The organism is Methylobacterium sp. NFXW15 (assembly GCF_049887755.1).
GTDB lineage: Bacteria > Pseudomonadota > Alphaproteobacteria > Rhizobiales > Beijerinckiaceae > Methylobacterium.
This window is the reverse complement of the sequence record NZ_JAGEKG010000020.1, coordinates 1-16,344: the sequence shown is the minus strand read 5'-3', so window position 1 is coordinate 16,344 and position 16,344 is coordinate 1. Positions and strand designations below refer to the sequence as shown.

Sequence of the window (16,344 nt, the reverse complement as noted above, 5' to 3'; positions counted from 1 at the left end):
TTCGCGTAGGTCCTGGCTGTAGGGTCGGCCCATGCCTCGCTCCTCATCTGGAGCGCGCAATGAATCAGCCTCATACCGCCAAGTGAACCCCGCACGACCGACTCAGCTCAGACCGAAAACGCTCTAGCGCTGACGTAAGGCAAGTCAGCGAGTCATTGGACAAGCTCGAAGAGCAAATTTCTGCCGGGCAGTTGCAGCCATATCCAAACAATCACGTGAATATTGTGTCCGAATATCGCAAATACCTGGCAGCAGCATCGTGAACTTGAGCCGTTTCAGGGCGTCCGCGGCTTCGCTACCTTCGCGTCGATCATATTCAAACGAAAATGCCCGCCGCGGCGTCGGCCGGGCGGGCTATATCGGGAAGGGGAACGTGACTTACCGGACGAGTTGGTCGGCTCGGGCTTCGGCTTCAGCAATAGCTTCCTCGATCGAACTATAAGACGACGAGGACTCTTCGCGGAACAGCTTGCTCGTGCCGTTCAAAGTCCAAAGGTAGCGCTTACCGTCCTTGGGATCGGGGCGAATGCCAATCCGGAACCCGTGACGCACGCCGTTTGCCATCCTCGCTCTCCCAATTGTTTTTAGCCGATCCGGCACATGTCTTTTAGGCGTTAAAAGTTCCTTCTGGCGTGCGGAAATGACGAAGTGGCCGACTTATCCAGTCGGATTTCTTAGCTCAGGGTCTGACAGTTCGTCCGCCTTGCCCCAGTTGTCCGGCGGCCCACTCTTCTGGCCTCACGGCAGCCCGCCCGCCACACAAGATCGACCCGGCGCGCGCCGCATACCTCTTCGGAGACCAGGGCGGCATCCACGCTTGAGACGAAGAGGTCTTACGCGGCTCTTACGGCCTCAATCGGCTCCAGCTCCAGCCAAAGGTCGAGGCCAAGCGGGCCTTGTTTACGGAGCGTGATGCGAGCGGACCGGACATCACCGTCGCGGACGAAGGTCACTTCGCCAAAGTGTCCGCCAGCCGTCATGACACGCACGCGAACAGCGTTTTCGTCGGACGAGAGGACCGAGCACGGCACGTCATAGCTGCCCATCCGGAGGAAGGCCTTCGGACGCGAGGGCGCCTGAACGAAGTGCTTGTTGGACATGCTGCGCGGGTCCCTCACTCGATTGAGGGAAGCCTAGGGAGCCAATCCTTAACCATTCGTTGCACCCACCTTGCCGCCTTCCACTGTAAAGACCCACGCCGCTCTCCTGGGGGAGGGGTACAGCAAGGTGTGTCGGCGGGACCGGGCGGGGCTCGGCCGGTGAGCCGTCTCCGACCTGATGGCATCGGGTCGGCGGCTCTCGCTCTTTGTTGTGACGCGCATTCTTGCGACGAGCCGGTATCCCCTTCGTCGGGATGCGCTCTAGACGATTCCGCTAGCCTCGTAGGGCCACGGCAGGCCCAGCTTCCCGGCGACGGCCGCGGGATCGTCGCCCACATCCTGCACGGCGGCGATGACCTTCTCCACGGGCACCTGGAACCGGCGCGCCCAGTACGCGGCGGCGCTCGGCTCCTCGACGTTCACACGCGTCGGCTCTTGAGACATATCGGTCATCGGATCCTCTCTGAGAGGCAATCCGTCGGCGACGAATTGGTTCTGAGGGCCGCCCCCCCCTCAGGCCACGGCGGAATTCGATGCCTCGAAGCCCGTCGCAGTCGCACCGGCATCGGCAGCCTCCTCGAAGAAGGCCATGGCCAACAGCCGTGAGCGATAACACCAGAAATCGCGCTGCTCGCGCAGGCGATCGAGCCGACCGGTGGATTCCGCCACGGCGATGCGCAGCATGTCGAGCTCGGCGCGCAGGGCGGAAATGCGATCGCGCTCCTCGGCCAAGGCTGCCTTGAGGATCGCGATGGTGACCGTTTCATGGGAGGGGAGGGGCGTCTCCGCCTCCGGCACAGGTCGGGCCGCTTGCGAGGGGATGAGGGGCGCGATCTCCTTGCGAAGGCGCTCGGCATCCAGCGTGCGTGGCAGCGACTCCAGCAAAGGTCCCGGCGAGGACGCGGCCATGCCCTCCTCCTCCAAAACGAGGTTGTGCAGCATGGCGAAGACCTGATCACCGTCGAGGCGGCGCAGATCGAACCCGCTCTCGTCGGCGAGGCGGCTCCATTCAGCCTGCCCGCCGGGCGAGCGGCCGACGAAGGCCATCGACCATTCCGCAAAACTCCGCTGGGTGACAGGCCGACACTCCAGCACCGTGACGTCGCTGTGGCGCAGATCGCGCTGGATGCGTTCGAACGTATCCTCGACTCCCTTCTGCGGCCCTTCCAGCACCTGCGCGAAGGCGCCATCGTTGAACATCAGCGCGCCCGTCACTCCGGCACGGGCATTGTTGCGGCGGGACGCCTCCAGAATACGTTCCACGGCCGCGCGCGTGTCGGTCTCGCTCGCGCCGAGGAGGTTCCTGCTGGCATAGACCAGTCGGTAGAGATCGCTCATCGGGCTGCCCCCAGGATGGAAAGGCGGTCTTGAGGTGTCTGCGGCAACAGACGCATGAGCTCTTCGAGCGGCACCGGACGACTGATCAGGTAGCCCTGAACGTCGGTGCAGCCCTCGGCGCGGATGCGGCGCATCTGCTCCTCGGTCTCGACGCCTTCCGCCACCGTTGTCATGCCGAGGCTGCGGCCGAGCCCCGCAATGGCGCGGATGATCGCATCGCCATCCGGCGCGGTGGCGAGATCTTTCACGAAGGAGCGGTCGATCTTGATCTTGTCGAAGGGGAAGCTGCGCAGGTAGCTTAGCGACGAATATCCCGTGCCGAAATCGTCCATGGAGACGCGCACGCCGAGGGTGCGCAGGCGGTGGAGGGTTTCGAGCGTACGCTCGTTGTTCTGCAACAGGACGCCCTCCGTGATCTCGAGTTCGAGGCGGCTTGCGGGCAGACCGGAGGCGCCGAGCGCCGAGACGATCATCTCCACGAGCCGACCACTCTTGAACTGCGCGGGCGAGACGTTCACCGCCACCGTGATTGACGAGGGCCAAAGGGCGGCGTCGCGGCAGGCTTGCCGCACCACCCATTCGCCGATCGGCACGATGAGGCCGACCTCTTCGGCCAGCGGGATGAACTCGGCCGGAGGTATGGTCCCGCGCTCGGGATGCTTCCAGCGGAGCAACGCCTCGCAGCCGGTGAGGCTCTGGTTCGCGAGGTTCAATTGCGGCTGGTAGTGGAGCACGAATTCGCGCCGGGCGAGGGCCTGCCGCATGTCGAGTTCCAGGCGGCGGCGGGTCTGCATCCGCACGTCCATCTCCGGCTCGAAGAAGCGAAACGTGCCACGACCGTCGAGCTTGGCGCGATAGAGCGCGAGGTCGGCATGCTTGAGCAGCCGCTCGGCCTCGGTGCCGTCCTTGGGCGCCAGGGCCGCACCGAGGCTCGCGCCGATGGTGAGCAACTGACCATCGATGATGTAGGTGCGCCCGACGAGGTCCACGAGCCGCCGGGCCAGGACGGTCACGTCCTCCATCCGACCGGCACCAGCCTGGATCACCACGAACTCGTCGCCGCCGATCCGCGCGACCGTGTCGATGCTGCGGACGGCCGAGCGCAACCGATCGGCCACCTTTTCCAGAAGGGCGTCGCCGACCGCATGGCCCAGCGTGTCGTTGATCGGCTTGAATCGATCGAGATCGATGAGGAGCACCGCGCAGGGCTCGCCGTAGCGGGCCAGCCGGTCGAGGGATTCCCCGAGACGCTCGCGGAGCATCAGCCGGTTCGCGAGACCGGTCAGCGGATCGAGCCGCGCCAGCTCGGCCGAATTCTTTTCGTGCGCGCGGGTGGTGGTGACATCCTCTAACGCAACGGTCCAGCCTTCCGGCATCGGGCGGATCCGCACCCAGAGGATCCTGTCTCCCACCGTAATCTCACGGATCGCCGTGCTTCCCTCGTTGCGGATGTGACGCAACATCCAGAACACGTCGCGCCAACCTGTGCCGGTGGCGGTGCCAACGGCCTTCGCGAAGACGCGCAGCAGAGGGCGCGCAGGATTTCCGAGGGTTGCGGGGCAGCCTAGCCCGCCGAGGATCGCCCGCGCCGGGGCGGTCTCGACGACGACGCGGCCCCGCTCGTCGATGGCGACGACGCCTTGGTCCAGCCCATCAAAATAGGCGGTGAGCCCGAAGGCGCGATCAGCCTCGTAGGGGTTTTCGGCGGCAGCGAGTGGCGACGGCGATGCGGGCATTGCGGAACGGTTTTCGCGGGGCGCCCCGTCTCTACGGGCCGCGTTCCACCATGAACGCGTACAGGCGTCACCAATTCGTGACTGCGGTGCGGTAAGACAAAAAGAAAGCGTGAGAATTTCGCCCGAAAAGCGCGAGTACAATTGTATGTGAATCTCGTCAGCACATCTTCGCGTTCTGCGCGACTTCATCCCCTCCGCAAACAACGGCGGCCGGCGCATTCGCACTGTGCCCGGCGCGCCACGCCGTCCGAGCCGCGAAACTGACGTTAAGAAACCGGTTACCATCCAGCCTTAGCGCCCGGCCCATGGTGTCGTGAAGCTTCGACACCGCCGCTGTGCAGCATTGATCCTCACTATGACAGTCTTCGAGTCTACGATCGCCGTCGCCGGTCAGATCGACGTCTTGGGCGCGCTTGGCCTATGCCTCGGCTTTGCCTCTGGCGCCATGACGGGGCGGGAGCGGATCCTCTATGTCTCGGCCGCGTGCGCGACCTGCTTCGGGCTCGATTATCTGCGCCTCGGAGCTTCGACCGGAGCGGCGATGTGTGCGCTCTCCGTGCTTCAAAGCCTTGCTTCGGCCCGGTTCGGAGGGGCCGCCCGGCGACCTGCCTGGTTCGGGCCCTTCTTCGCCGCAAGCGCGATGACGGTTCTCATCCTGACAGCGGCCACATGGTCGGGCTGGCCCTCGGCCTTCGCGGGGATCGGCGCGCTTTGCGCCATCCGTGCACGATTTCAAGCCGACGCCGAGGCCATGCGCTGGAACTTCGTCGGCGCCTCCCTGGCCTGGGCGGGCCACAACATCCTCGTGGCATCGCCCTTCGCCCTGGCCTGCGATTTCGTCACCCTGGCGGGCCTGTTCCTGGCCCTGCGCAGGGGCAAAAGTCGCCGATCGGCCATGGCCTGACAGAACACGCGAAAAAGGCCGGCGGCGCCGCCTCTCAGGGAGACGGCGCAACCGACCTGACGGACCCTCAGGTCATGACGGATCTTACCAGCGGCGCCAGCCATGATGCCAACCCCAGTGGCGGTGCCAGCCGCCATAGGCCACCGGGCGGTGCCAGCCCCAGTGACGGCGCCAGCCATAGCCGTAGACCGGGCGCACGACGATCGGCCGATAGAAGCCGTTGGGGCGGCAATACCCATAGAAGTTGCGATGGAAGCCCAGACCACATCCGTCACGTGCTTCCGCAGTACCGGCCGTAGCAGCGACAGTACCAACCGCCAGAAGGGCAGCGCCGATCAACTTCATTCGCATAGAAGTCATCCTCCTTCGTAGGTGCCTATAAACACCGGATGCTGGATGACGGTTGCAACGCTACCTTGTTGGCTCTGTATCATTTTGTTTCAAGCTGCGGCAGCCGGTTTCCTTCACCTCCATGACTTCGATCACGCGCTTGAGACCCAGGTGTAAGCTTGCCGGCGCCGCCATCCACCGGGGAAGGAGACGTCTCCTAAGTTCCCCGGTGGAGGGACCTAGAGCCGTATCCCACTCGGTTGAGCCGCCCCCGTTGCTGGAGTCCCGGCCGTCTTTGCGAGCGTAGCGAAGCAATCCAGGGAGGCGCACCGTTCTGAAGCGTCCCGCGGCCCTGGATGGCTTCGCTGCGCTCGCAAAGACGGAGACACGTGAGCCACGTGGCCGAAGACGGCTCTCATAGTGTCGGCAGCAATTCAGCTGATATTTGAGGGATCTCTCACCTTAGATCATTTCAAAACAAGACTTCATCACTCGATCCGTTGCGGGCAATGCTTGCCACACACGCTTGATCGGCTCCGCTCCTTCACTTACTCCCCCGTTGATCGGCCCGACGGAGCCGGTCCCAAACGCTGCCGCCCGGTGGGTGGCACCGGAGCCCCATCATGCCGAGTCCCCGCGCGATCCTGTTCCGCCTGCACTGGGCGCTCGGCCTCACCGCGGGGCTCGTCCTGGCCGTGATGGGGGCGACCGGAGCCCTGCTCAGCTATCAGGAGGCTCTGACCGATTGGGCGAATGGCGACCGGCTGGTGGTGTCCGCGCGCGAAACGCCGCCGCTCGCCCTGTCGGCTCTGACGAAGCGGATCGAGGAGCAGAATCCCGGCCTCAGAGTGGCCCGGCTGACAATCAAGGACGAGCCGACGGCCAGCGTCGCCGTGCGCTTCGACCGCGATGCGAACACCAAGGTCCGGCCGGATTCCGTCTACGCCGATCCCTACGATGGCACGGTGCTTGGCCCGATGCGCGGCGAGGCATTGTTCAACACGGTGCTCGGCCTGCACCGTTTCCTGCTCATTCCAGGAGATTCGAAGGGCTGGGGACGGCAGATCACGGGCATCTGCGCCATCGCGCTGATCGTCTTCCTCGCCAGCGGGCTCGTGCTGCGCTGGCCGCAGATCCATCGCCTGCGGATCTGGCTGCGCCCCAACCTGTCGCGGCCGGGCCGGGCGCGGTGGTGGTCCCTGCATGCCGTGGCGGGGACGTGGCTGCTTCCGGTCTATCTCATCATCGCCGTGTCGGGCCTGACGTGGTCGTATGACGGGTTCAAGGACATCGTGAACGCCGCCCTTGGCGCTGCGAAGCCTGCCAAGCCGATGCGCACGATGAAGCGCCCCGAAGCCTCCCCCGAGGCGAAGCCGGATCTCGACGCCGTCTGGACCGCCTTCCGCGAGGGCGAAGGGCGTGGGGCGAACCGGATGCAGATCCTCCTGCCGGAGACAACACGCCAGCCTGTGCGCATCCGGTGGTTCTTACGCGACGACGACCGCCCCGCCGCCCGCAACGAGGCGAGATACGAGGCCGCCACCGGCACACTGATCTCCACCGAACGCGCGGCCGATCAATCCCTCGGCCAGCGCGCCGCCTTCAACATGCTGGAAGTTCATCGCGGGCGGTTCTTCGGCGAGGGCGTCGCCATCCTGTTCTGCCTCGCATCCGTGGCCATGCCGGGCTTCGCGGCGACGGGGATCGCGCTCTACGTCCTGCGTCGGCGGGCAGCGGCCCGGCGCGGGATGCGCAAGGGCTTGACCCCCGTGGCCGCCGAGTGACCCGGCCTCACATCCTCACGCGAATGGCGGCGAGCACGGTGAACGGCGCGCCCGGCGTATTGTTGAACTGATTGAACGGCTGCTCGATGTAGCGGGCGTTCGTCAGATTGCGCAGATTGACCGAAAGCCGCCACCGCTCGTCGAAATCGTACCACGCGGCGGCATCGACGCGGGCGTAGGCGCCGACGGAGTAGCTGTTGGTGACATCGCCAAAGCGGTTTCCGACATAGGTCACACCAGCGCCGAGCCCGAGGCCCCGTAGCGCGCCCTCGTGGAATTCGTAGGTCGTCCACACATTCGCGCTGAAGCGCGGCACGCCCGCCAGACGGTTGCCGACGATTGGCGTGACGTCCCGCGTGACCTTCGCATCGAGGAAGCCCACCCCGCCGATCACGTTCCAGCCGGGCAGGATCTCGCCCGCGAGATCCGCCTCGAAGCCCTGCGATTGCTGCTCGCCGGTGATGATCGAGAAGCCGGTGTTCACGGGATCGGAGACGGCGACGTTGTTGCGCGTGATCCGGAAGGCCGACCCCGACAGGGTGAGGGTCGGCAGGATGTCGATGCGGGTCCCGATCTCCATCTGCTCGCCGGTTTCCGGCGGCGGGCTGACGACGTTCAGCACATTGGCCGTCTGCGGCAGGAAGGAGGTTGCGTAGCTGGCGTAGAAGGTCAGCGGCTCGACCGGCCGATAGATCAGGCCGACGCGAGGCGAGGCGCCGAACAGATCCTGCTCCGGAGGGATCGTCCGGGTGTTCGGTTGGCGGTTGAAGTAGAATTGCGTGCCCAGATCGAACCGCGCGCCGACGACCAGCTGGAGCTGCGGGGTGAGGACGATCTGATCCTGTAGGTAAAAGCCGAACAGCTCGACCTTCTGCTTCAGATCCTGTTGGAGGCTGACCGCCACCGGCCGCGCGCCAAAGACCGGGTTCAGGAAGCTCACGGAGGGCAAGGTCCCCTGCTGCGAGTAGGGGTGGCGGAAGCCGTTCGCGTATTCGAAGCCGAACAGGGCCGTGTGGGACAGGCCCAGCGTATCGAACTTGAGCACGGCCTCGGTCTGGGTATCGATGGCCGAGAAGATCGAGTCGACCGTCGCCTCACGCCGCTGCACGCTGGTGCCCGCTGCGTTCACCCCCGTCGCGCGAGACGCGAAGACGTTGAACTGCCCCCATTGCGCGCTCACGATCTGGCGCAGCATCAGGTTCTCGTTCACGTCGTGCTCTACGCGCAGCGTGCTGGAATTGAACTCGCCGTAATAGCGCGACCAGGGCTCGCCGTAATACCGCTTGATGTTGTCGAGCGGCACACGGCCGCGAAAGGCGATCAACCCCTCATCGTACTGGCTGTACTGGCTGGAGAATTCCGAATTCCAGTAGACCCGCGTGTCGGGGGTGGGCGTCCAACTGAAGGCGGGCGCCACGAAGTAGCGCGAGTTGGTGTTGTCGCCGATGTTGCGGAAGGTCGGATCTTCCTGCGCGGCGAAGCTGATCCGTCCAGCGAGCGTATCAGAGCCGAAGAGTGCGCTCGACACCGTGCCCTGCACCCGCCGGAGGCCGAAATTGCTGCCGAGCACGGTCATCTCGCCCGAGGGCTCCAAAGTCGGCCGACGGGTGACGATGTTGACGACGCCCCCAGGATCGCCACGCCCGTAGAGGACCGAGGCAGGGCCCTTGATGACCTCGACACGCTCGGCATTCGCGAGATCCCGTTCGACGGGGTAGAAGGCGAAGGCCGGATTGATGAGCACGCCATCGACGGCGAAGATCTGCGTGCTGAAGCCGCGGATGATGTAATTCTGCGAACGTCCCTGGACGGTGCTGCCGGGGATGACGTTGCTGACATTCGTCACGGCATCCGTGAGTCGTAGGTCCTGCTGGTCACCGATCACCTGCCGTGGCACGACGTTGATGGTCTGTGGCGAATCGCGCAACGCCGTGTCGGTCTTGGTCGAGGTGGCCGAGCGCGTCGCGCGGTAGCCCACGACCGGCCCGAAGGCCCGCTCCTGCCCCGCTCCGCCCTGACCGACGACGCTCAACTCATCGAGGGTCACTTCGCTGCTCGTCGGCTGCGCCTGCGCCGGACCAAATCCCGCCGCCATGGCGAGGCCGAGAGAGAGCCGGGTCCGCAACGGGGAACGGCGCGGGAAACGGGTCGACATGGCTCTCCAAGACAAGATGCAGCGCGACACTCGCGCCATTCGTGTCTTTGACGGCCAAGCTTGTCAGATCAACCGAGTATCCATTTTTGCTTCTGGGTTTCCCCGCATTGATTGTGCCTGTTCCACAAAGACAACAGGACGAATTAGATTAATTCTAGGGAGCGGGATCTTTCCTGACGTCGCCCACCACGAGAAAACAGCACGGAGACCGTCCAACAAGATTGCGCACGATGTGTCGCGAACGACGCTCCGGTCGCGGGGGTCGGCCCTTGAGCGTGGAAGGCTCAACCGCTACCTGTCCGCCAGAGGTATCGTTACCGGGTCCAATGCCTCCCCGGGGCCGGCATTCCCGGCAGCCTGCGGCCGAGAGGGCAGTCGTGGCGTCGAGTCTTCCGCCGATCCCGTCCCCGGATATCGATCCGAATGCGCCCAAGCGGCGCGTAAGCGCCCGCGGACGATTGCGCACCTACTTCCTCACCGGCGTGATCGTGGCGGGGCCCCTGGCCATCACCGCCTACATCACGTGGTGGATCATCGCCCTGATCGATTCCTTCGTGAAGCCGCTGATCCCGGCGAGCTATCTGCCCGACCATTACCTGCCGTTCTCGATCCCCGGAATCGGTCTCGTCATCGCTTTCCTGGCGGTGACGATGCTGGGCTTCCTGACCGCAAACCTCGTCGGACGGTCGGTCATCGAATTCGGCGAGGTGCTGCTCGCCCGCACGCCGGTCATCTCCGGCCTGTACAAGGGCCTGCGGCAGATCTTCGAGACGCTGTTCTCGGCCAACGGCACGTCCTTCCGCACCGTCGGGCTGGTGGAATTCCCGGTGAAGGGAACGTGGTCGGTGGTGTTCCTCTCGGCCCCCGCCGCGCCGGAGGTGGAGAACGCACTCCAGGCCAGGGGAGCGACGACAGGCGCATCACCGGGCACGACGAAGGGCGACCTCGTGGGTGTGTTCCTGCCCTGCGCGCCCAACCCGACCACGGGCTTCTTCTTCTACCTGCCGCGCTCGGAGGTTGTGGAAGTGCCGATCAGCGTGGACGACGCGGCCAAGCTCGTCATGTCGGCGGGGGTGATCCAGCCCGAGGATCCCCAGGCCCGGCTCAACGCCATGGCCGCGACCCTTCGGGCGACCCACGGCCCCGGCACCCCGTCGCCCACCCGGCAGACCGCGCCGGAGGATGCCTGAACATCGAAAAGGGCCGCCCCGTCGGATGACGAGGCGGCCCTTTTCGATCTCAACGATCGCTGGTGTGCGATCAGCGCTGCAGCGAAGCCTGCTGAGGCGCGATGGTCGGCGGCGTCGCCTGAGCGACCGAGACGGTCGCGCGCTGGGCGGGAGCCATCCAACCGGTGCTGGCCTGCACCGTCAGAGCGAGGCCCAGGGCAACAACGAGGCCATTGGCGGCAATCCAGAAGGGGCGAGAGGCCCGCTTCACGGCAGCCTGCAGTTCTTCCGCAGTCCGGTTCGCGCTGGTCTCCCGATCCGAGATGGGCATCAGCCACGGCTCATTAGGGAGCGCGAAGTGGCAGGCCATCTCGTTGGAGCCCGGCAGGTGCTGGAACAGTCCGTTCGACATGTCCGTCCTCCAGATTCGTCCGTGACAACCCGGCGTACCGGGCCATTCGTTCATCTGCAGTTAAGGGACGATTGTGTCGGATGCAAGGTCTCAGGGTAGGACCAGCCTGCCCAGAGCCGTTTCCAGCCAAATTTCTGTTCTTATAACCCATTGCAAACGTTAGGGTTTCTCCAAACCTGCGGCGCAGTGCCTAGTCTCCTGCAAATTTTACAAGTTTTCTCGCGCCTGTCGGTTTCCTGAACGAACCCACCCTTTTCTGAACGAACCCGTTCAGCCAGCGCCGATCAAGTGGATCGCCGCTTCGCGCTCGAACAGGTAGAGCAGGACGCGCAGGGCCTGTCCTCTCGGGCTCTCCAGCTTGGGGTCGCGCTCCACGATCAGCCGCGCATCGTCGCGAGCGGTTTCGAGCAAGTCGCCGTCGCCCTCGATCCGGGCGAGCCGGAACGCGGCAAGCCCCGATTGCCGGGTGCCCAGTACCTCGCCCTCGCCGCGAAGCTTCAGGTCGGCCTCGGCGATCCGGAAGCCATCCTCGGTCTCGCGCATCATCTCGAGGCGTGCTCGCGACACCTGACCGAGCGGGCCACGATAGAGCAGCAGGCAAGACGAGGCCTTGGCCCCGCGCCCGACCCGCCCGCGCAACTGGTGAAGCTGGGCAAGGCCGAAGCGCTCGGCATGCTCCACCACCATGATCGTGGCCTCCGGGACATCGACGCCGACCTCGACGACGGTGGTCGAGACCAGCAGCGTCGTCTCGCCCGCGGCGAAGCGGGCCATGGCCGCGTCCTTCTCCGGGCCCGGCATCTTGCCGTGGATCAGCCCGACCCAGTCGCCGAAATGCTGCTTCAGGTCTTCGAACCGCTCGGCCGCCGCCGCGAGGTCGACGAACTCGGATTCCTCGACCAGGGGACAGATCCAATAGACGCGCTCGCCCTGGGCCATCGCCCGGCCGAGCCCCGCCACCACCTCGTCCAGCCGCTCGGTCGACAGAGTGACGGTGCGGATCGGCTGGCGGCCCGCAGGCTTCTCGTCGAGGATCGAGACATCCATGTCGCCGAAGAAGGTCAGGGCCAGGGTGCGCGGGATCGGCGTCGCCGTCATCACGAGGAAGTCCACGGCCTCGCCCTTGGCGCCGAGCGCGAGGCGCTGGTGGACGCCGAAACGATGCTGCTCGTCCACCACGGCGAGGCCGAGATCGTGGAACGTCACCGCTTCCTGGAAGACGGCATGGGTGCCGACGAGGATGTCGATCTCGCCCGCAGCGAGATCCGCCAACGTCGCCCGGCGCTCGGCAGCCCTGTCGCGACCGGTCATCAACCGCAGGCGCAAGGCACCGGCAAGCGGCGCGAGGCGCTCGAAATGCTGGCGGGCGAGGATCTCGGTCGGCGCCATCAGCACGGCCTGACGCCCGGCTTCCACCGCCGAGGCCATGGCCAGGAGCGCCACGGCCGTCTTGCCCGAGCCGACATCGCCCTGAAGCAGGCGCAGCATCCGGCGCGGAGCCGCGAGGTCGGCGCGGATCTCGCGCACCGCCCTGGCCTGGGCGCCCGTGAGCCCGAAGGGCAGGCCTTCGGTCAGGCGCGCGACGAGATCCCCGGCGCCCGCATTCACGCGGCCTGCCTTGCGCCGCGCGCGGGCGCGGGTGAGCGCGAGGGCGAGCTGCGAGGCGAGCAATTCGTCATAGGCCAGACGCCGTCGCGAAGGCGTTCCCGGTGCGGGCTGGAGTGGATCCGACGGGCGGGGCGGCACGTCGTCGGGCCTATGCTCCGTGCGCAAGGCGTCTGCGAAGGTGGGGTACCGGTTCTTGGCGAGCCACGCCGGATCCTGCCATTCCGGCAGGGGTGCGAGTTTATCGAGGGCCGCCACCGCCAGCTTGTTGATCGCCCGCGAGGTCAGACCCTCGGTCGCTCCGTAGACGGGCTCCACGGCGGGCAGATCCGCAAGCCCGGCCTCGTCCATGATACGCGAGGGATGCACCATCTGGCGCATGCCCTCCCACACATCGATCTTGCCCGACACATAACGGTGGGCGCCCAGTGGCAGCATCTTCTCGATGCGGGCGCGCGGCATGCCGAAGAAGACGAGGGTGACCTCGCCCGTTGCATCCTCCGTCACGACGCGATGCGGGCGGCGGCCGGCGCCCACGGTCGGCGGCCGGTGGGCCACCACCGTCACGCCGATCGTCACCGGCTCGCCCACGGGCGCCTCGGCCACCGAACCCACGAGACGGCGCGAGACGCCCCCCTGGGGCAGGTGGAACAGCAGGTCCACGATGCGCGCTTCACGCTCGGGCGTGCCGAGCAGCTTCTCGATGAGCGGCGCGACCTTCGGTCCGACGCCCGGGAGGGTCCGGGCCGGGGCGAAGAGCGGATCGAGGAGGCTCGGGCGCAGGCTTGTATCGGTCATCGCTATCGGCGCCACCCTAGACCCGCGCGGCTTACCGGAGCCTTCCTGCCTCGGCCACTCATGACGGCGACGCAGCCGTCTGCGTCGGCTACAGGGAGTCTTTCGCTCGCGAGGTCCCGTGGCCGCCGACTTCCTGCCGGGCTTCGCCCGCCACCGCATCGACACCGCCCCAGGGGTCACGATCCATGCTCGCTCCGGCGGCTCCGGCCCGCCGATCCTGCTGCTTCACGGCCATCCGCAGACGCTCTCGACCTGGCTTCACGTCGGTCCCCGCCTTGCGGAGCATCGCAGTGTCGTCGCGATGGATCTGCGCGGTTACGGCGATTCCTCGAAGCCCGAAGGAGGCGAGCGCCACGAAGCCTACTCCAAACGCGCCATGGCCGCCGATGCCGTCGCGGTGATGCGCGCCCTCGGCCACGAACGATTCGCCGTCATCGGGCACGACCGGGGCGGACGGGTGGCGCATAGGCTCGCCCTCGATCACGGCGGGGCCGTGGAGAAGATCGCCCTGTTCGACATCGCCCCCACGGCGACGATGTACGCGCGCACGGACAAGGATTTCGCCACACGCTATTTCTGGTGGTTCTTCTTCATCCAGCCCGCGCCTCTGCCCGAGCGTCTTATCGGCGCCGATCCGGACTATTTCCTGCGCCACCACATCGAGAACCAATCGAAGACGCCAGGCTCGACCCCGCCGGATCTCTACGCGGAATATCTGCGGTGTTACGCGGATCCGGCCTGCCGCCACGCGATCTGCGAGGATTACCGTGCCTCCGCCGGGATCGACCTCGACCACGATGCCGCCGATGCGGACAGGCGCATCGCGGTGCCGCTCCTCGCCCTCTGGGGCACGAAGGGTACCGTGGGCAAGACCTACGACGTGCTCGCCACGTGGCGCGAGAAGGCACACGACGTCACCGGGCGCGCCCTCGATTGCGGCCACACCCTGCAGGAGGAACGGCCGGACGAGGTGCTGGCCGAGCTGGACCGCTTCCTGGCTTGAGGGTCTGCCCTTCCGTCGCACACCCTTGGCAGCGGCCGGGGAGGGGGACAGATAGACGCCGTGCCGTGAGGGCACGAAACGGAGACGGGACATCGTGCAGGGCGTGTCGGCGCAGATAACGGGTTCGCGTTACGAAGTCGCCGTGGTGGGCGCTGGCGCCGCTGGGCTCGCCGCAGCCCTGGCCAGCGCGCAGGCGGGTGTTCCGACGGCCCTGGTCGGCCGTCACGCTCCGGTGGCGGATGGGCGCACCGTGGCCTTGCTCGACGGCTCCGTGCGCTTCCTGAAGGCGCTGGGAGCCTGGGACGAGGTGGGCGCCAAGGCGAGCCCGCTCTGCACCCTCCAAATCATCGACGACACGGGAAGCCTGTTCCGCCCGCCGCCCGCCCGGTTTCATTCGTCCGAGATCGGCCTCGAGGCCTTCGGCTGGAACGTGGAGAGTGCGCATCTCGTGGCGGCGCTCCGCCGCTGCGCCCGCCAGCAAACCAACCTGACCCTGATCGAGAGCGACGCCGCCGGAACCGAGCCGGGCGAGGAGGTCAGCCGCATCGGCCTGGCGGATGGCGGCATCGTCGAGGCGAGGCTCGTTGTGGGCGCGGATGGAAACCGTTCGCCCTTGCGGCAAGCCAGCGGCGTGAAGGTCAGGGAGTGGACTTATCCCCAATCGGCGATCACCACGATCCTGGCCCACGCCAAGCCGCATGAGGACGTATCGACCGAGTTCCACACCCGGTCCGGTCCCTTCACCCTGGTCCCGATGCCCGGCGGCCACCGCTCCAGTCTCGTCTGGGTGAATGGCAAGGCGCCGGCCGAGCGCCTCGCCGCGCTGGACGATCCAGGCCTTGCCGAGGCCGTGGAAAGGCAGGCGCGAGGGATGCTGGGCGCCATGCGCATCGATGGGCCGCGCGGTCTGGTGCCGATGCGGGGGCTACTGGTCGCAACGCCAGCCGCCCCGCGCCTCGCCCTCATCGGCGAGGCCGCGCATGTCTTCCCGCCCATCGGCGCGCAGGGGCTCAATCTCGGATTGCGCGACGCCGCCTCCCTCAGGGATGTGGTGGTGCGAGCGCATCGGGACGGACGCGATCCGGGAAGCCGGGCGGTGCTCTCGGGCTACGCCAACGGGCGGCGAATCGATGCGGCGGCGCGCACGGCCGCCGTCGACGTCCTGAATCGCTCGCTGCTCACGGACCTTCTACCGCTCGATCTCGCGCGCGGCCTCGGTCTGCTCGCCATGGCCAATCTCGGGCCGCTGCGGCGTATGGTGATGAGAGAGGGAGTGCTGCCCCGGTTCGGGGCGCCCGAACTGATGCGGGCCGAACGCCGCGCGGCCTCGGCTTGAGCCGAGCCGCCGCGACTCAGAAGGAAGGACGCGCGGCGACGCAGGCGCCGAGGCGCGTCGCGAGATCGACAGGCGCGCCCGAGCGGGTCTCGCCGTTCTCACCGATCAGGATCACGGGGATGCCGCGTTCGCGCATCAGCGCACGGAGGCGGGCCGCCCGGCGCGCATAGCTCGGATCACGGCGTGTGGACGCCTGAACCAGCACGGCGGCGGGAGGAGCGATCACGGCTAGCACATCGTCCGCGGCCTCGAGCGAGGCAGTGACGCTGGCATAACCCAGCCCGGCGAGTTCGCCAGAGAGAGAGCGGTCCACGGCTCTTACGCCGTCGTCCACTACGAGGACTTGCTGCAGCGCAACCATAAGCTAGAGCGATACCCCATTGCCCGCGGACTGAAAAGATAGCCGCGCCCGGAAACCTAAGCCAAACCCACGAGAAGCCTGTTGGATCCACCGATCGTACTCTGCACGAAGGGTGAATGGCGCAAGCTGAGCGGGGCATGAACCGGTTTGGAGGGATCGTTCAGGTAGCAGGAATGACGCTCAAGATGATCGGCCCCCACGAGGTGGTCCAAGGTCAAAGTTAGTGCAGGGTTGGTCGCTGGACCACGGCGAGCTTGGCCGGTGCAGCCGGCCTAGCGGCTATAGCTGGCACGAACACCTCTGGCGCTGGCGG

The 16,344-nt window shown here is 66.5% G+C and carries 15 protein-coding genes; 5 read left to right on the top strand and 10 right to left on the bottom strand.

Annotated features, from left to right (window positions below):
* Nucleotides 1-378: 378 nt before the first annotated feature.
* The 5 genes from J4O73_RS23920 to J4O73_RS23900 form a co-directional block, all read right to left on the bottom strand.
* Nucleotides 379-564, bottom strand: a complete 186-nt coding sequence (locus J4O73_RS23920) for a hypothetical protein (RefSeq protein ID WP_426221488.1) — start codon at nt 562-564, stop codon at nt 379-381.
* A gap of 269 nt (nt 565-833) precedes the next feature.
* Nucleotides 834-1,100, bottom strand: coding sequence for a hypothetical protein (locus tag J4O73_RS23915; RefSeq protein ID WP_426221486.1), 267 nt, complete (start codon nt 1,098-1,100; stop codon nt 834-836).
* 261 nt (nt 1,101-1,361) lie between these two features.
* Nucleotides 1,362-1,553 carry a DUF3606 domain-containing protein gene (locus tag J4O73_RS23910; protein WP_426221484.1) on the bottom strand — a complete coding sequence of 64 codons (192 nt, stop codon included), beginning with the start codon at nt 1,551-1,553 and terminating at the stop codon, nt 1,362-1,364.
* A gap of 60 nt (nt 1,554-1,613) precedes the next feature.
* Complete coding sequence (locus J4O73_RS23905; protein WP_426221483.1) at nt 1,614-2,438, bottom strand: BLUF domain-containing protein; 825 nt, start codon at nt 2,436-2,438, stop codon at nt 1,614-1,616.
* On the bottom strand, nt 2,435-4,174 hold the full coding sequence (locus J4O73_RS23900; protein ID WP_426221481.1) for a putative bifunctional diguanylate cyclase/phosphodiesterase: 1,740 nt from the start codon (nt 4,172-4,174) through the stop codon (nt 2,435-2,437). The genes J4O73_RS23905 and J4O73_RS23900 overlap by 4 nt, the downstream gene beginning before the upstream one ends.
* A 355-nt stretch (nt 4,175-4,529) precedes the next feature.
* Between J4O73_RS23900 and J4O73_RS23895 the strand changes: the two genes are divergently transcribed.
* Entirely contained in the window at nt 4,530-5,078 is a 549-nt protein-coding gene (locus tag J4O73_RS23895) for a YgjV family protein (RefSeq protein ID WP_426221479.1), read from the top strand.
* 84 nt (nt 5,079-5,162) lie between these two features.
* On the opposite strand, the gene J4O73_RS23890 is transcribed toward J4O73_RS23895, so the two are convergent.
* Nucleotides 5,163-5,429 (bottom strand): GCG_CRPN prefix-to-repeats domain-containing protein, encoded by a 267-nt coding sequence (locus J4O73_RS23890; RefSeq protein ID WP_426221477.1) that lies wholly within the window; start codon nt 5,427-5,429, stop codon nt 5,163-5,165.
* Between the two features lie 602 nt (nt 5,430-6,031).
* On the opposite strand from J4O73_RS23890, the gene J4O73_RS23885 reads away from it, so the two are divergent.
* On the top strand, nt 6,032-7,192 hold the full coding sequence (locus J4O73_RS23885; RefSeq protein WP_426221475.1) for a PepSY-associated TM helix domain-containing protein: 1,161 nt from the start codon (nt 6,032-6,034) through the stop codon (nt 7,190-7,192).
* 7 nt (nt 7,193-7,199) lie between these two features.
* Here the strand turns inward: J4O73_RS23885 and J4O73_RS23880 are convergent, their stop codons facing one another.
* Nucleotides 7,200-9,347: a TonB-dependent siderophore receptor gene (locus J4O73_RS23880; protein WP_426221474.1), complete on the bottom strand. Its 2,148-nt coding sequence runs from the start codon at nt 9,345-9,347 to the stop codon at nt 7,200-7,202.
* Nucleotides 9,348-9,724: 377 nt separating this feature from the next.
* On the opposite strand from J4O73_RS23880, the gene J4O73_RS23875 reads away from it, so the two are divergent.
* The gene (locus tag J4O73_RS23875) at nt 9,725-10,537 is read left to right on the top strand and encodes a DUF502 domain-containing protein (protein ID WP_426221472.1); all 813 of its coding nucleotides are present in this window, start codon (nt 9,725-9,727) and stop codon (nt 10,535-10,537) included.
* A 70-nt stretch (nt 10,538-10,607) separates the two neighbouring features.
* Here J4O73_RS23875 and J4O73_RS23870 read toward each other — a convergent pair whose 3' ends face one another.
* Nucleotides 10,608-10,928 carry a hypothetical protein gene (locus tag J4O73_RS23870; RefSeq protein ID WP_426221470.1) on the bottom strand — a complete coding sequence of 107 codons (321 nt, stop codon included), beginning with the start codon at nt 10,926-10,928 and terminating at the stop codon, nt 10,608-10,610.
* Nucleotides 10,929-11,198: 270 nt separating this feature from the next.
* Nucleotides 11,199-13,331 carry an ATP-dependent DNA helicase RecG gene (gene recG / locus J4O73_RS23865; protein WP_426221468.1) on the bottom strand — a complete coding sequence of 711 codons (2,133 nt, stop codon included), beginning with the start codon at nt 13,329-13,331 and terminating at the stop codon, nt 11,199-11,201.
* A gap of 118 nt (nt 13,332-13,449) precedes the next feature.
* Between recG and J4O73_RS23860 the strand changes: the two genes are divergently transcribed.
* The gene (locus J4O73_RS23860; RefSeq protein ID WP_426221466.1) at nt 13,450-14,334 is read left to right on the top strand and encodes an alpha/beta fold hydrolase; all 885 of its coding nucleotides are present in this window, start codon (nt 13,450-13,452) and stop codon (nt 14,332-14,334) included.
* A 94-nt stretch (nt 14,335-14,428) separates the two neighbouring features.
* Complete coding sequence (locus J4O73_RS23855) at nt 14,429-15,670, top strand: FAD-dependent monooxygenase (RefSeq protein WP_426221464.1); 1,242 nt, start codon at nt 14,429-14,431, stop codon at nt 15,668-15,670.
* Between the two features lie 16 nt (nt 15,671-15,686).
* On the opposite strand, the gene J4O73_RS23850 is transcribed toward J4O73_RS23855, so the two are convergent.
* Complete coding sequence (locus tag J4O73_RS23850) at nt 15,687-16,031, bottom strand: hypothetical protein (RefSeq protein WP_426221462.1); 345 nt, start codon at nt 16,029-16,031, stop codon at nt 15,687-15,689.
* Between the last annotated feature and the right edge of the window lie 313 nt (nt 16,032-16,344).